At 47.4% G+C, this 15,810-nt stretch carries 16 protein-coding genes and 1 pseudogene; 6 read left to right on the top strand and 11 right to left on the bottom strand.

The genetic code is table 11. The features are described 5' to 3' along the window. Positions 1–147 precede the first annotated feature (147 nt). The 6 genes from DKW60_RS21435 to DKW60_RS21410 form a co-directional block, all read right to left on the bottom strand. The gene (locus tag DKW60_RS21435) at positions 148–1,473 is read right to left on the bottom strand and encodes an SUMF1/EgtB/PvdO family nonheme iron enzyme (protein WP_109839710.1); all 1,326 of its coding nucleotides are present in this window, start codon (positions 1,471–1,473) and stop codon (positions 148–150) included. 275 nt (positions 1,474–1,748) lie between these two features. Next, positions 1,749–2,570, bottom strand: coding sequence for an HAD family hydrolase (locus DKW60_RS21430; protein WP_109839709.1), 822 nt, complete (start codon positions 2,568–2,570; stop codon positions 1,749–1,751). A gap of 143 nt (positions 2,571–2,713) precedes the next feature. Next, positions 2,714–3,712 carry an NAD(+) diphosphatase gene (gene nudC, locus DKW60_RS21425; protein WP_109839708.1) on the bottom strand — a complete coding sequence of 333 codons (999 nt, stop codon included), beginning with the start codon at positions 3,710–3,712 and terminating at the stop codon, positions 2,714–2,716. 66 nt (positions 3,713–3,778) lie between these two features. After that, positions 3,779–5,494, bottom strand: coding sequence for a SulP family inorganic anion transporter (locus DKW60_RS21420; RefSeq protein WP_109839707.1), 1,716 nt, complete (start codon positions 5,492–5,494; stop codon positions 3,779–3,781). A gap of 79 nt (positions 5,495–5,573) precedes the next feature. Beyond that, positions 5,574–6,014 (bottom strand): DUF6691 family protein, encoded by a 441-nt coding sequence (locus tag DKW60_RS21415; protein ID WP_109839706.1) that lies wholly within the window; start codon positions 6,012–6,014, stop codon positions 5,574–5,576. Between the two features lie 12 nt (positions 6,015–6,026). Next, positions 6,027–6,443: a YeeE/YedE family protein gene (locus DKW60_RS21410; protein WP_109839705.1), complete on the bottom strand. Its 417-nt coding sequence runs from the start codon at positions 6,441–6,443 to the stop codon at positions 6,027–6,029. A gap of 475 nt (positions 6,444–6,918) precedes the next feature. Between DKW60_RS21410 and pabB the strand changes: the two genes are divergently transcribed. Then, on the top strand, positions 6,919–8,820 hold the full coding sequence (gene pabB / locus DKW60_RS21405; protein ID WP_109839704.1) for an aminodeoxychorismate synthase component I: 1,902 nt from the start codon (positions 6,919–6,921) through the stop codon (positions 8,818–8,820). 96 nt (positions 8,821–8,916) lie between these two features. Further along, on the top strand, positions 8,917–9,435 hold the full coding sequence (locus tag DKW60_RS21400) for a glycine cleavage system transcriptional repressor (RefSeq protein WP_109839703.1): 519 nt from the start codon (positions 8,917–8,919) through the stop codon (positions 9,433–9,435). On the opposite strand, the gene DKW60_RS21395 is transcribed toward DKW60_RS21400, so the two are convergent. After that, positions 9,432–10,229 (bottom strand): phytanoyl-CoA dioxygenase family protein, encoded by a 798-nt coding sequence (locus tag DKW60_RS21395; protein WP_219988865.1) that lies wholly within the window; start codon positions 10,227–10,229, stop codon positions 9,432–9,434. The two genes, DKW60_RS21400 and DKW60_RS21395, sit on opposite strands and share 4 nt — an antisense overlap. Positions 10,230–10,406: 177 nt before the next feature. Here DKW60_RS21395 and folE2 point away from each other — a divergent pair, with 177 nt between their 5' ends. The 4 genes from folE2 (at position 10,407) to zapD (ending at position 13,288) form a co-directional block, all read left to right on the top strand. Continuing rightward, a complete protein-coding gene (folE2, locus tag DKW60_RS21390) occupies positions 10,407–11,381 on the top strand; it encodes a GTP cyclohydrolase FolE2 (RefSeq protein WP_109839701.1) in 975 nt (324 codons plus the stop codon). Between the two features lie 116 nt (positions 11,382–11,497). Next, complete coding sequence (locus DKW60_RS21385) at positions 11,498–11,821, top strand: DUF2853 family protein (protein ID WP_109839700.1); 324 nt, start codon at positions 11,498–11,500, stop codon at positions 11,819–11,821. A 79-nt stretch (positions 11,822–11,900) separates the two neighbouring features. After that, entirely contained in the window at positions 11,901–12,494 is a 594-nt protein-coding gene (gene coaE / locus DKW60_RS21380) for a dephospho-CoA kinase (protein ID WP_109839699.1), read from the top strand. A gap of 32 nt (positions 12,495–12,526) precedes the next feature. After that, complete coding sequence (gene zapD, locus DKW60_RS21375; RefSeq protein ID WP_109839698.1) at positions 12,527–13,288, top strand: cell division protein ZapD; 762 nt, start codon at positions 12,527–12,529, stop codon at positions 13,286–13,288. Positions 13,289–13,359: 71 nt separating this feature from the next. Here the strand turns inward: zapD and DKW60_RS21370 are convergent. From DKW60_RS21370 to DKW60_RS21350, 4 genes and pseudogenes are all read right to left on the bottom strand, one after another. Further along, positions 13,360–13,582 (bottom strand): annotated as a pseudogene (locus tag DKW60_RS21370) (integrase core domain-containing protein); the annotation flags it as partial. A 213-nt stretch (positions 13,583–13,795) separates the two neighbouring features. Beyond that, positions 13,796–14,839: a threonine aldolase family protein gene (locus DKW60_RS21365; protein WP_109839697.1), complete on the bottom strand. Its 1,044-nt coding sequence runs from the start codon at positions 14,837–14,839 to the stop codon at positions 13,796–13,798. 24 nt (positions 14,840–14,863) lie between these two features. After that, a complete protein-coding gene (locus tag DKW60_RS21360) occupies positions 14,864–15,142 on the bottom strand; it encodes a peptidylprolyl isomerase (protein WP_109839696.1) in 279 nt (92 codons plus the stop codon). 366 nt (positions 15,143–15,508) lie between these two features. Beyond that, on the bottom strand, positions 15,509–15,778 hold the full coding sequence (locus DKW60_RS21350) for a hypothetical protein (RefSeq protein ID WP_109839695.1): 270 nt from the start codon (positions 15,776–15,778) through the stop codon (positions 15,509–15,511). Positions 15,779–15,810 lie beyond the last annotated feature (32 nt).

The following is a 15,810-nucleotide window of genomic DNA, read 5'->3' as shown; positions in this document are numbered from 1 at the left end:
ACATAAATGACCGCTAAATCCATAGCACAAATTTCGCGCTTCGCGCGGCGCAATCAACGCTGCTTGTGGCCGTCGCTCCCCGGTCGCTCTCTGCCACAATCCCCATTGCTTGCGCAAGTTAACAGGTAAAAGCCCAAGCGCTACGCGCTACTGACCTCGGGCAAGCCGGAAACCGAAGTCGCTGAGGCGGCGATCAGGGCGGTAGCTGTTACGACACGCAGACCGGCAGCCCCCGCCGTAGCTGACCCACGAGCCGCCGCGCAGCACACGGAAGTCACCCGACTCATTGAGTGGATCAGTACAAGCTTCAGTACCTAGATCACTTTTATAAGCATCCTGACACCACTCCCAAACATTTCCATGCATTTCATATAAGCCCCAAGCGTTAGCCTCTAATGACTTAACCGAAACAGTTTTACCTCTTTTCAAGCCTTTTTCACCGCCAGCATAAGGATGATTACCGTCATAGTTTACTTGCTCCGGCGTAATCTTAGCGCCAAATGAAAACAGAGAATTCGTCCCTGCGCGGCAGGCATATTCCCATTGTGCTTCCGTCGGTAGTTGTACTGATAAACTGGGCTGCATAGTATTGAGTGTCTGAATAAACTCCTGAATATCATTCCAGCTGACTCCTTCAACGGGGCTATTTGGACCGTCTTTGAAATGAGATGGATTATTACCCATCACCGCTTCCCAAAATGCTTGAGTACACGCGGTGTCTGCCAACCAAAACGCTTTGCTTAAGGTAACTTGGTGGCGTGTCTCATTGTCGCTACGCTCCGCCTCAGAACCTGGTGACCCCATCCAGAAAGTACCGGGCTGGATTAAGCGAAAACGTTGAACCACCTCGCTTATTTCCAAATCAGCATAAACCCCAAAATCGTCAATATCCACTTCACTCGCCCAAGCGCAGGTTTCACGATATTGATCACGTCGATATACCAAGCTGTCTTGAATCGAGGGCGCAGTCACAATACTCGGACTTGCTTGCGTAGCAGGAATAATCGTTGTTTCGGTTTCCGGCTTTAAAATAACCGGTTCTGGAGTCTGCGGCTGTTTTAACTGGGCACTTTCTGTCTCTGCATCTTGAATACCATGCGAAGCCACCGAGCTAATTAGTACTGGCCAATCCGCAGTAACCGCAAAATCCAAAGCCTGCAAATGCCGCAACCACAATGGCGAACGAACCGCCTCTGCAAACACCGGAATCACCGGCAGGCCAATCTCCTCCGCCATACTGATTTCATTATGCACCCACTTAGAACGACGCACTTTTTCAGAAACAATCAGCACCACCACATCGCTGGTTTCCAGCTCAAACTCCAGCTTGCTATACCAGACATCACCCGGCTTTAAACCAATCACATCGCGAAACACCTCAAAGCCAGCCGTTTGTAGCGCTTGCTGGCATTCTGTTGCGAGGTTTTGACCATGACTTTCGTCACGGGCGTAGCTGATAAAGACTTTAGGCATATAGGATTTTATGTATCAGGATATATCCAGCCATCATACTAATAGCCAGATTATTATTCAGCCTCTTTTTTACACCTATACATCCCACCAACTACCGCAAACCCTGACAAAGTTCAATCGCACCAATTTTCAAGACCAATTTAAAGGGGCGCGGCAACTCCCACCGCCAAACGCTCGCACAAAGGGGAATCCGGAATTCAATTTGCGTAGACCTTCCGAGCCTGCGAGGGGCGAAGCAAAGTGAATACCAGATTGCCCGTCACTCCCCCCCCCCACTACAACGAATAATACTCCCGCAAAAACCGCGCGATCCCATCCTGATCATGATGCCCAATCACCTCCGTAGAAATCGCCTTCAACTCATCCAAGGCATTCGCCGGGGAATAAGCCTCATCCGCAATTTCAAACATGCTGATGTCATTATCACTATCACCAAAACAAATCACCCGATCATAGCCCAGCGATTCCTTGAGCATTTCCACCGCACCGCCTTTACTCGACGCACTGTGATGAATATCCAACCAATGAAAATCCGTCTTGTACATATCGCCACCGGTGTACACCACCAGATGATCCTGATCTTTTATCTGATCACAAATCGCTTTAATCTCAACCTGACTACCCAGCGCATTGATATTGGTAATTTCCGCAGTCGGATGCAGACTCACCAAAGGCTTATTCTGGATACTGTCATTGGCTTCAAACAACGATACATAATGACGGCAGACCTCATTCTCCGGCGGCGCGTGATACACGGCATGACTGCCATCCGGCTCGATAGTAAACACAAAGGGCGTAATGGTTTGATCAGAGAAGGCATTCAGCACGGCATCAATTTCAGCGTGCGTTAAATGGTTGTGATGAATGTAGTCGGTCGACTCCGGATTCCAGATCACCACCCCATTGTTATACACATGCAGCAAGGGGAAATGCGTATCCTGCATCACCGCGCGCGCCGCGTGAATGGTACGCCCCGTGGCCACGGTATAAGCGATATTGCGCTGCTGTAACAGCTTCAGCGTGTCACGGGTGTACTCGGTGATTTGCTGCTCACCATTGAGTAATGTGCCATCTAAATCAAAGACTAACAGTTCCATAAGATGTTCTCGTTAGTGACCGCTCGGGCCGTTTTATGTGGTGTGATCCAATGACAAACCTAAGATAAATGCAAGAATCAATCTTGCATGACAACAATCCCGGTAGCCATTCTTAAGCGTATGCTTGGTTTTTTAATCTTACATTAATCCTGCCAAGGTGCTTCCGGCTGGTAATCGCTAAGTTGCGTGCCGGTTTTCTCAGCGAACCAATCATTAATCAGCCGGTAAGAAATGGACAGATTCGGCGGCGGCATGACTGTGCCTTCGCGCATTTTTTCAATCAGCTCATCAGCAGTCAGCCACATGGCTTCGGCAATATCATCCTGCTCAAGTTCAAACTCAGTGGCGGATGCTTCCGCGGTATAACCCAGCATCAGTGAGTTAGGAAACGGCCACGGCTGACAGGAGTGATAGTTGATGTTCTCAACGGGCACATTGACCTCTTCCATGACTTCACGCTGCACGGCATGTTCCAGTGTTTCACCGACTTCAACAAAGCCTGCCAATACCGAATAGCGACCTTCCGGCCAGGTTTCCTGACGGGCTAACAGAATCTTCTCGCCATTTGTCACGCGCATAATCACGGCTGAATTAATCCGTGGAAATTCGATATGACGGCAGTCATCATTACTGCATTGCTGGATAACGCCACCTTCTTTTTGCACCAATCCAGAGCCGCAGCGCGTACAAAAACGTGTGGTTTGATGCCAGTGATTGAGGATAGAAGCGTAGGAATACATGGATGCAGTATCGCCATCCAGACAGTGTACAAAACCGCGCAGAGGGTGCGCTTCAAACGCCTCGATATCAGCAAATTCAGGGTTATTCAGCAGTGGTGCAAGCGCGGTGTCGGGATCATTCACATTGATTTTGAACACCGGACTTTCCTGCTCAGTGCCTTTATCTTTCACACCCAATAACGCGGTCGGCTCTGACACATCCAGCTGCTGAAATTGCGCCAGCGACAGAATCAATGGCTGCTGACCATAGGCCATTAAATTATGTTTATTCAGCACCAGAAAACGGGCATTGCGGTGGTTTGCTTGTGCGCTTAGCCAATCCTTATCTTTGCGTCCGTGCGCCACTCTGTCCAGTGGCTGAGCAGTGAAGGTATTGAGCAACGAGCGACTAAGATGATCCATGACCCATATCCAAAAATCAGAAAGGTCACCATCTTAAACCGCATCAATACCCAATTGCACCCAGTATCAGACCTCTGCCTGTTGCAACTGCTTAAATACCGCGTACTGGCTTAAATGGACTTGTCCGGTTAGCGCGTGTAACAGGTGCGAACGCTGCAATTTATCCATCACCGGACCTTTCACTTCAGCCAAATGGAAGGTCACGCCCATGGTCTCTAACAGCTCATTGATACGCTCCAATGTCTCCACGGCGCTGCTGTCGATATCATTCACTGCAGTACACACCAGCACCACGTCTTTGAGCTTGGGATGTTCACTGGCCATTTTCAGGAGTCGCTGCTCCAGATTGCGACTATTGGCAAAGTACAAACGCTCGTCAATCCGCATCATGATTGCGGTTTCCAGCATTTTCACATCATGTCGCAGGTAATTACGGAAGTGCTCGGTGTCACCCACCTGCCCTACCACGGCAATGTGCGGACGGCTGGTTTGCCATAACAGCACCAGAATCGACACACTCACCCCAACAATCACACCGGCTTCAACGCCCAGTAATAGCACGACCATAATCGTCGCAAACATCGCGGCAAAATCGGTTTTGCTGTAGCGCCAGGTGTGCTTGATGGCATCGATATCAATCAGTGAAACCACGGCCACAATAATCGTTGCAGCCAGTACTGCCTTGGGTAGATAGAAAAACAGCGGGGTCAGTAATAACGTTGCCAACAAGATACCAGCAGCGGTTAACACGCCAGCCATTGGCGTTCTGGCACCCGCATCAAAATTCACTACGGAACGGGCAAAGCCTCCTGTTACCGGATAACCGCCCCCCATGGCTGAGGCAATATTGGCCGCACCCAAGCCGAGTAATTCTCGGTTCGGGTCAATGGATTGACGGCGTTTTGCCGCCAGTGTTTGAGCAACAGAAACTGATTCCACAAAGCCGATAATACTGATCACAATGGCTGCGGGCAGTAAGGCTTTCCAAAGCTCCCAGTTAAATGGCGGTACAGTGACTGGAGGTATGCCCTGAGGAATTTCACCGACAATCGACACGCCTTGCTCATCCAGCGACAACACGCGTACTAGCAGAATCGATACCACAATCGCGGCAACTGGCCCTGCCTTTGACACGATATCAGCCAACGCTGAACTGAATCCACGACGTAGCAATAATGCTTTGAGGCTTGAGCGTACCCAAAACAGAAACGCCGTGGCCGCCACGCCAATCAATAAGGTCCACAAACTAAACTGATCCAAGCCCGCAAACAGACTACTTAACAGCTCTGGCAAACTGTGCCCGTGCGCTGAGATACCTAATAAATGCTTTAACTGACTGGTGGCAATCAAAATACCAGAGGCGGTAATAAACCCGGAAATCACCGAATGCGACAGAAAGTTGGCAACGAACCCTGCACGCAATAACCCCAGCAACAGCATGAAAATTCCGGATAACAATGCCAGTGCTAAGGCCGCTTCGATATAAGCAATTGATCCCGCCTCAGCAATCGCACCGATACTGGATGCGGTCAGTAATGACACTACCGCCACCGGCCCTACCGCCAATACCCGACTCGAACCAAATAATGCGTATCCCAATAAAGGAAAGATACTGGCATACAAACCCACTTGCGCGGGCAGCCCCGCCAACAAAGCATAAGCCAGACTTTGCGGAATCAGCATAATAGTAACGATGAGTGCTGCCATGGAGTCATCGGCAAACAGTTTTTTATCGTAATCTTTTAACCAATCCCATGCTGGGAGGTAGCTCAGGAAGCGCATTTATTTAATCTCATTAGACTGCGGCGAATTCGGGGGAGGAGATTTCGGAGCCTGTGGCGGCTCCGAAAGGTATAGCGATTTAAGCGGATACTGCTTTGTTTTGTCCGTCGATAAAGGCGGTTAGATTACGCTGCATAATCATTCCACCGATCATGGCGATAATGAAGACGTAGATACTGCTATTGCCAGACACCACACTGCTGAGTGCAGGCCCCGGACATAAACCAACCAAGCCCCAACCGATGCCGAAAATAGCGGAGCCAGTCATGAGGCGACCATCTAAAATACGGCTCGTTGGCACGAAGAAGTCCTCATCAAATAGCGGCTGAGTGCGCTTCCAAGCCAGGCGATAACCGATACCGGTGACGACTACAGCGGACAACAGAACCAACATCAAAGCCGGGTTCCAGTCACCTGCAATATCCAAAAATCCAATCACGTTTTCCGGGTTAGACATGCCTGATACGGTCAGGCCAATCGAAAATATCGCACCAGCGATAAATGCTGAAAAAGTTTTCATGTTGATTACTCCTTATCCGCGTGTGAAAAACACAGTGGCAACCGCTGCTGCAACAAAAATACCAGTCGCTAACAATGAGCGCGGTGAAATGCGTGCAATGCCACAAACCCCGTGACCACTGGCACAGCCAGAGCCTAAAGTCGCACCGAAACCAACCAGCAAACCGCCGGCAATCAGATAAGGGAGACGCGTGTCGACAACGATTTCAGGGATTTCACCCCCAACTAAACCTAGCAGCAATGGCCCGCTGACCAAGCCCAAGATAAAGGCAATGCGCCAGAAGTCGTCTTTTTTGATAGACAGGGATAACAAACCTGAGGTAATGCCACTCACGCCGGATATCCGCCCGAGTGTCAGCATTAATAACACTGCAGCCACACCAATTAAGGTGCCGCCCAGTAATGACTGGAAAACTATTGTGGTATTCATATTTTTATACTCTTCTAAGTGTGTATCGTGCAATGCACAATTTCAGAGAATATTAGCAAATACTTATTGATAGTCAATCATTATATTATGAAATTCTTATATATAAACCAAATAACCAACTAAATTTCATTAAATCAGTTACTTAGATTATTTTTTACTACCGAAAAACACCACAAAAAAGCACTATATTTATAAGAAAATCGCTTAGTTCATGGCGTATAGCATGATCGCTATGTCAGCCGAAATGGCAAAAATGACTGTGAAGATGAGAAGTTGTTGTGACATTGCTTGTTACCCCCGAAACACTTAACTCATTAATCACGCTAGCAGAACCGAACCATACCTACCGTTAACAAAGCTCAATCATCAATAATCTTCTCATCATGCTTGACTAGTTTAATAGTTATCCGCACGATTCAACTTTTCTCGCCGGGTAACTACTTACCTGTAAGTTTCTCTTTGTAAGCACAGACTAATGACTAAGCTAAGCGACTTGCTGCAACATTCGCGGCCATTCATCCTGTTTGAAAACACGCTGCCTCAATATGCTGAGGAAGAAGCGTGGCTGTTTACTCAACCCGTTCGGGAAATTGTGGCGTATACCGCTGAAGAGTTTGAGGACGCTTTAAACATCATCGATGAAGAGCGTCAAAAAGGGCATTATCTGGCAGGCTATATCAGCTATGAAGCGGGTTATGCTTTGTCCGAAAAACTCCAACCGTTTTTACCGACCTTAGGCAGCGATGACACGGCGCTATTGCGCTTTTATGCGTTTGATCAGGTTAAGCGAACAACAGCGGAGGAAGTCACTAACGCCTTGGCTGAGTTACCGGAATCCCCTCCTTACATCAAGCATTGGCAGCCTGCCGAATCCGAAGCAGAATATGTTGAGAATCTATCACGCATTCACGACTACATTTCAGCAGGTGATACCTATCAAGTAAATCACACCTACCGGGTTAACTTTGAATTAGCCGGGACTATTCACGGTTTATATGCCTCCTTGCGAGAGCGGCAGCCGGTTGCTTTTTCATCCCTGATGCACCTACCGGATTGCTCAGTGTTGTCGCTATCGCCGGAATTATTTATACGCAAGCAAGACAATGTACTCTCGACCAAACCCATGAAAGGAACGGCAGCCAGAGGAGTGACTAAGGAAGAAGACGCAGCCATCTTGAAACAAATGGCTGGTGACAAAAAGCAGCAATCTGAAAATCTGATGATTGTTGATCTGATGCGTAATGACATCGGACGCTTGGCCAAAACCGGCACTATGAAAGTCAGCAAGCTGTTTGAAATACAAACCTATAAAACCCTGCATCAAATGATTTCCAGCATCAGAGGTGAAGTGGATAGGGATATTTCATTTGCTGAGGTAATCAAGGGCTTATTCCCCTGTGGCTCGATCACCGGTGCTCCTAAAATCCGCACCATGGAAATTATCCATGAGTTAGAAAATACGCCACGGGGCATTTACACCGGTGCTATTGGTTTTATTACGCCCGATAATGATTTCACCTTTAATGTGCCGATTCGCACCCTAACCTTTCCGAACGCTGAAAACATAGGCAGTCTCGGTATTGGTGGCGGTATTATTTATGAAAGTGATGCCTCCGATGAATGGCGTGAGAGCAAGCTCAAAGCACGCTTTTTAACAGGAATGAATGAGCAGTTTAAGCTGATTGAGACGTTTCTTTATGAGACTGCTACGGGAGAGATTCCCAGACTTGAGCGTCACCTCGAACGCTTGAAAAGTAGTGCGGATTTCTTTGGGATTCCATTGCGTATTTCCAATGTGCGGGAGGCAATTACTGATTATGTTTCAGGGCTGAGTTCGGATAATATGTCTGAGCGGGCTGAAGTGTCAGGTACTGCCAAAACTAAGCTACAAAACCGGAAAGTCCGACTCCTACTAGATGATTCTGGCCAGTGCATTCTAAGTAGTGAAGCTATTGAAGATTCCCATGCTGATGCCTCCGATACGCAAAAGACTCAATTACCAAAAGTTGCACTCAGTCCCTTCAAGGTCGAAGCAGACAATCTGTTCCGACAGCATAAAACAACAAACCGCAAGCTGTATAACGACGAGTTCACCAAGTATGAATCACAAGGTTTTTATGATGTGCTGTTCCTGAATGAGCAAGGCAATATCGCAGAAGCCAGTCGCCACAATTTGTTCATTGAGAAAGGCGGTGTATTGTTTACACCTCCGATTAAGGACGGTGCATTGCCGGGGGTGATGCGGAGTGATTTATTAGCATCTCAGCAGCATCATGTGATAGAGCAATCGCTATCACTTGAGGATATAACCTCAGCCGATCACGTGTACCTTTCAAACTCTGTGCGAGGCTTAGTCGAAGTTTTTCTTGATAACTAAGTAAATGGTAAGAATTGACATGAGTTTCCCAATAGGATTCTCCTGAAACTTATGTCAGTATGGTTACAGAAACAACCTAATTTTGAGGAGTCAGCTATGCAAACATCTCTGGTTTTAACCGTGCTAAGTGACGACCGACCAGGTTTAGTCAAAATGATTTCTGAAGTACTCAAGGAGTACGAGGGAAACTGGACTGAAAGCCGGATGATTCACCTTGCAGGAAAGTTCGCTGGCCTCCTCAAAGTAACGGCCCCTGAGTCAAAGGTTGATTTATTGGTTGCTGCGCTGACAGGCATGCAGGATGACGGCATAGAAATCACCGTTGAAGTCGTAGCAGACACAAGCAAAAACGCAAACGGCGAAACACTGGTGCTGGAGGTACTAGGTCAGGACTCTCCGGGTATCGTAAACGCCATCACTCAGGAGTTATCTAGTTTGCAGGTCAATGTTGAAGAGCTTATTTCCGAACAACGCTCCGCGCCTATGTCCAGTGAAACCCTATTCTATGCCAAAATCGATATGTCTTTACCCGAGGGCTTAAGCGCCCGAGATGTGCAAAAAGCACTGGAGGCTATGCCCGACCAGCTAATGGTTGATATCCAGTTCGGTGACTAATTCGCACCATATAACACCGGAAACCAATCTTCGCGTAAACGCTGACCGGCCTGCATATCATGGCCGGGAAACGGAGGAGATGTTCGCCCGTCTCTCTGTACATAGCGTGCATCATCACCTACCCACCGAAGACTCAGAACACGTCGATTATTGTTACTGACATTACCTCTCGCACCGTGCACTGTTCTGAAATCAAATAATACTGCATCACCCGGTTCCATTTGCCATTCCAGCACATCAAATTGATCTGGTGAGGCGTCGGGGTCAGGTACTTCCATCCAATCATTTGATTGCTCATAAAAGTCACTATTATCTGCCCAACTCACTGGCCGGACTGGCTTTGACCAGCGATGAGACCCCGCAATTAAACGTAAGCTGGCCTGATTGACCGGATCTACCGGAATCCAAAAACTTACCGTCTGCTCGCCCTCAACAAAGTAGTAAGGTGAGTCCTGATGCCACGGCGTTGGTTTTGCTGTTCCACCCGCTTTTACCAACACATGATCATGAAAAAATTGCGCCGTCTCAGAACGCATGATCTGTGCGGCAAGTGCCGATGCCGGACTATTACGAATCATCTGTTCAAATTCAGGAATACGCTGCCAGTTACAGTAATCATCAAAAAATCGCCCTTGCCCGGCAACCACTGCATTCTCAGAAGCATATTCGCCTGGCTCTGCCATATTACGGGCAATCCCTGCCTCGATAACAGGCACCCAATCTTTAAACACACCTTTGATCAGCACAGCGCCATCACGCTGAAAGTCGTCGCATTGCTGCGGTGAAACTAACATCTGCATACTCCTAAACTATCCAATAGCGCTATTATGTCACTCAATAACAGTGCTTACGTTTAGTTATTTCAGGGGCCACCCATTGTTTTTATCATGCATCAGGTAAGGGTATTTATTTCGCCTCACACTGCTTTCTGTATAATTCCACCTTTATGTCACAAGAAAAGGCCTGACGCCATGAGCACCACAAATTGCGCTCAAGACAACTGTAATGTACTTCCTGATATCGCTAACGAACCCCATACCGGCCCGAATGGCCTGCTGAATTGGGTGGGGATGAGCGAGATTGAAATGCCAGTAAAAATGACCACTGGTAATGGCGAAACCATGCAAACAGTTGCGCGTATTCAAGCCTATGTCAATCTGACAGACCCAGCCAGCAAAGGCATTCACATGTCTCGCTTATACCTAACGGTTGATCAGATGTTGGGTAATGAAGTCCTCACCCCTGCACTCTTGCAAAAGGTCGTGCAACAGTTCGTAAAGACACACGATGGCATTAGTGATAACGCCTATCTGGAATGTCGTTTTGAGTTTTTAGAACGTCGTCGCGCACTCATTAGCGATAACACTGGCTGGAAAGGCTACAAAGTCAGGGCCATCGCTTCGCTAAGAAAAGGGGTCCTCACCTCAGAACTTGGGATTGAAGTCCCCTACTCATCCACCTGTCCTTGCTCAGCAGCGTTAGCACGCGACCTGATCCAACAAGGTTTTCGTAATCAATTCGGCAGCGAAGGCATGGTATCCTTAGATGAAGTTCATCAATGGCTGGGGACAAAAGAAGGCATTAGTGCCACTCCTCATAGCCAACGAAGCCTTGCTCAGGTCCGCGTTAACCTGAGTGACGAAGTCGGTGAACTGCCAATTTCTCAGCTGATTGATAGCATAGAAGATGCACTACAAACCCCTGTGCAGGCTGCCGTAAAGCGTGAAGATGAACAGGAGTTTGCCCGACTCAACGGACAAAACCTTATGTTCTGTGAAGATGCCGCAAGACGTCTTCATGAAGCGCTGGATAAGCAAGATTCACTCAAAGATTTCTGGATCCGCGTGAATCATATGGAAAGCCTTCACCCTCACGATGCCGTCGCTATTGTGGTTAAAGGCGTCGAAAATGGTTACCGGGATGACCCTCGGGAGTTTCCACATTAACCATTAGGAAGAAGGTCACTGCCGTCTATCTCTGTCAGGAAAGAAAAGCGTTTCAAACTTCATGAGAATGCCGTTTGAGACGAAGAATTCCGCAGCGAACAAACACGGAGGTTGCGATGGCAGATGTAATACAGGTTATTGAAGACGTAAAAAAGTACGATGCGAATGTCGACGAACAGCTTGTGACTAGCATTTTTCGCAGCCTTGGACCCGTTGTTTACAACCGTGATACACGCTATGTTGCCTGCTCTGATCCTTATGAGCTGGAAATGATTCGGGATGGGTTTCTCAGCAGGCAACTGAATATTAAACTCTCCAAAAAAGAGTTGGACGACGTACTACAAGAGACATGCCAGCAAATGGCAGACTCACACATGAAATTACGCGTGACGTTCTACTACTTGCTCGTGACCCGATTCAATAAACAATCTCACTTTTAAACGGCTTCCGGCCACATAACAATTCCTGCAATTGTGTGATAGCGTACGTCTGACTTCAATACATAAAGAATGGATGGCTATGCTAAAAGTTGGACTAACCGGAGGAATTGGCAGTGGTAAAAGCACTGTTGCAAAAGGTTTACAGGCCAAAGGCATTACTGTAGTGGATGCCGACCAGATCGCGCGTGATGTGGTACAACCGGGTGAATCAGCACTTTCTGAAATCGCCAAGGTCTTTGGCCCGGAGGTTATCCAGGCCGATGGCCAACTTGATCGCAGCGCACTGAAAAAACGCATATTCTCCGACCCAAGCGCTAAAACACAGTTAGAAGCTATCCTTCATCCGCGTATTCGCCAGCGTATTCTGGAGCAAGTCAACAACGCAACAGAGACGCCTTATGTGGTTGCTGATATTCCTCTGCTGGTCGAAAGTAATTACCCGGAGCACTTTGACCGTGTTGTCGTTGTGGACTGTACAGAGGCTCAACAAGTTGAGCGGGTGAAGGCCAGAGATGAGATGAGTGACGAGCAGATACAACGCATCATGGACAGTCAGGCAACCCGTCAGCAACGGCTGGCTGCTGCCACCGACATTATCGACAACACAGGCGATTTAGACTCATTAAAAAAGCAAATAGAGAAACTGCATGAGACGCTTTTATCTCTGGTATAATTCCGCGGATTGTCTTCAGGAAGAGATAGAACATGGCTGTTTACGAACATCCACTTAACGAAAAAATTCGATTGTTTTCGCGGTTGGAATTTCTTATCCACCGTTTTAACTTCTACATGGAAAACCCTAAGCCAGAGAATTGCCAATCTGCGCTAATGGTGCTGCTCGAATTATATAATCTGTCATCACGACTCGATGTCAAAAGTGCCACGCTCAATGTGTTGGACTGGCAGACTCAGGCACTGCAGCGTATGGCTGAGCTTGAAGAAGCAGACAAAGAGAAACTGCAAGAGATTCTCGATAAACTAGACAGCCGTGCCAAGCGTTTGCATGAGTTTCGTGGTCAGTTAGGACAACATCTGAAAGGCCACAGTTTTCTAAACATGTTGAAGCAACGATCGATGATTGCTGGTGGTGTGAATGGTTTCGATGTACCAGTCTTTAACTACTGGTATACCCGCTCCGAGGCTGACCGGGTAGCAGACCTGAAAGGCTGGGTCGAGCCATTCCTGATTGCTCATGATGCAATAAGTGTTGTACTGGAGCTGGTACGACACAGTGGTAACCAAGTGAATCAGGTGGCCAGAGATGGGTTTTATCAAGCCACGCTAAACGGTAACCGTGAATATCAACTGCTGCGCATCGAACTACCCGATAACGTTCATTACTTCCCGGAAGTCAGCGCAGGTAAGCAGCGTTTTTCAGTACGCTTTGTCAATGCCGATACACTGGAAGAACGTAGCAAACAGATTGTTGAGGATATTGAATTCTCATTGACGCTTTGTTCTTTGTAAAATTACAACCCATGATACGGGGTAGGATGTAACAACAATCCTCCTTTTTTCACTGACTCCGAAAGTATAGATTAAGCAGCCATTAGTGGTAGCTTCCCACCGTTGGCTTTATGTGGCCGCTCGTTATTGTAAAAAAAGCCATTTAGTTGCATTGTCTTGAACTTCCCCCAGTGTATCGAACAGGTGCTTACTAACCCAACTGTATCAAATTGTCCGGTAAGCTAGCTCAATATAGGCATTCTGTTGAGGATTGCCAGGTTGGATGTAGTCAATGCGTATATCTTCCTTTTTTGCCCGTGCTTGTTTCGCAGTCAAAAAATTTTTGACTCCTCAATAAACGTATCATAGAAAGGTCAATACCTTTCATCGGTGTTGCGGTGGCTGCTTTAAGAGATATTAGTGCCAAACTATAACGCTAAAATGTGCAGTTAAAATGGAGAGATTGTAGCTAACGAACTCGATATCGGGCTGATTGCTTGCAATATCAGCAGACGAAGAATCTATATATCAAGCAGCCTCATTTGCAGCAGCCATCGCCTCAATAAATAACTGTACCTGAGATTCATCCGTTGCCCATGAGGTCACTAAGCGAATGACCGAAGATTTATCATCTACTTTTTCCCAGATGTAAAACTCAAACCGCTCCTGTAAATGCTCAATCAAGCTATTCGGCAAGATCAGGAATATCTGATTACTCTCTGTGGTGGCAGCCAGTTGAAAGCCATTATCCGTGGCAGCTTTGGCAAGCTTTTGCGCTGACTCATTGGCAGACCTTGCCAGCTCAAACAGCAAATCATTCTTAAATAATTCAAGGAATTGCAAGCCCAACACACGCCCTTTCGCCAGTAGAGCACCGCGTTGTTTGATGTGAAAATCAAAATCTATCGCCAGTTGCGGATTCGGGATAACCACCGCTTCACCCAGCAAGGCACCGACCTTGGTTCCACCGACCCAAAATATATCAGTCAGCGCCGCAATATCCTGCAATGTGAGGTCATTGATATCAGCGGTTAAAGCAGAAGCCAAACGCGCACCATCCAGCAGGAGTAATAAATTATTGCTGCGACAAACTGCAGACAACGCCTGAAGTTCTGCTTTGGTATACACCGTGCCGGTTTCAGTGGCATTTGAGATATACACCATGCGCGGGCGCGTCATGTGCGGGAAGTGTGAATTACTGGTTAGTGCAGATTCCACGGCTTCAACGGTCAGCTTGCCATCCACAGGAGGCACGGTAATAATTTTGTGGCCAGTGGCTTCAATAGCGCCAGTTTCTCGCAGTTCGATATGGCCACTGCTCACCGCAATCACCGACTCATGTGCCCGCAACGCGCTGGCGATAATGATGAGGTTAGCCAGCGTTCCGCCTGCAATAAAATAGATCGGCGTGTCATCTGTACACAAGTGTTCCCGAATCAAATCTTTGGCTTGCCGGCAATAATCATCATTACCATAGGCCGTTTGCTGCGACATATTGGTATCAACCAAAGCCTGTAATATATTGGGGTGACAGCCTTCGCTGTAGTCATCTAAGAAACTGTATTTGCTCATGCCAATTACTCTCTATCTCAGTTTTCAGGTGCGGTAAATGGTCTGGATCAAGTGATAGCCAAACTTGGTTTTTACTGGCCCGTGTACCGTCAACACAGGCTTTTTGAACACAACGTTATCGAATGCTTTGACCATTTTACCAGGGCCAAACTCGCCCAGATCACCACCATTTTTGGCGCTGTTACAGGTCGAATGTTTTTTGGCTAAGGTGGCAAAATCAGAACCATCCGCGATTTGATGCTTGATGGTTTCTGCTTCTTCTTTGGTTTTAACTAGAATGTGTCTGGCGCTGGCTAATGGCATGTGTTACTCACGAAAAAAAATGGCTTATAGTGCCGCCATTATCCACCAATCACCAGACGATCGCGAACAGCTTATTGCCAGAAATATTTATGCCCTCTTTGTCGGCGCTGACGCGTGAGATATTTAAGTCTTTAAGTGCCTCATCAGGAAGATCGAGGGGCTGCTTACGAGTTCGTTGCCGCTGTCTTACGGACGAGCTGGATCACGAAGCGAAGTTATTATTGAGGGGACTATTGCGCCATTCATGGCAAATTAGCAATCCTTCACGTTTAGTATTTATTGCGGTTCACATCGATTAGATTGATAGAGAGAGCGGTGGCCCCTCACTGGTATTAGCAAGGGTGCCACGATTAGCTTAAGATGATATTACAAGCCACGCTTTCGCAGTGCAGCAGCTTTATCACGAAGACGGTCAAGTTGACGAGCTTCCTTACGTATTTCAGCTTGTAGTCTTGCGACTTTTAATTGATTTTCTATCATCGAAGAACGGCTTTTCCGCATTACCGTTACTTGCTGCGTCAGTGCTTCGATGCGCAACATACGAGCCTCACGCTCCGCAGTTAATGGACCGGCTGTTACCATATTGCTGGTGATAAAGAGCGCCATTGCGACTGATAGTGTTGTGATGATTTTCATTGTCTAATTCCTTGAGTTATGATTGAAAGTAG

Origin of the sequence: Leucothrix pacifica (genome assembly GCF_003172875.1) — a bacterium.
GTDB lineage: Bacteria > Pseudomonadota > Gammaproteobacteria > Thiotrichales > Thiotrichaceae > Leucothrix > Leucothrix pacifica.
The sequence above is the reverse complement of the archived record's forward strand: the minus strand, read 5'-3'. Positions and strand labels throughout refer to the sequence as shown.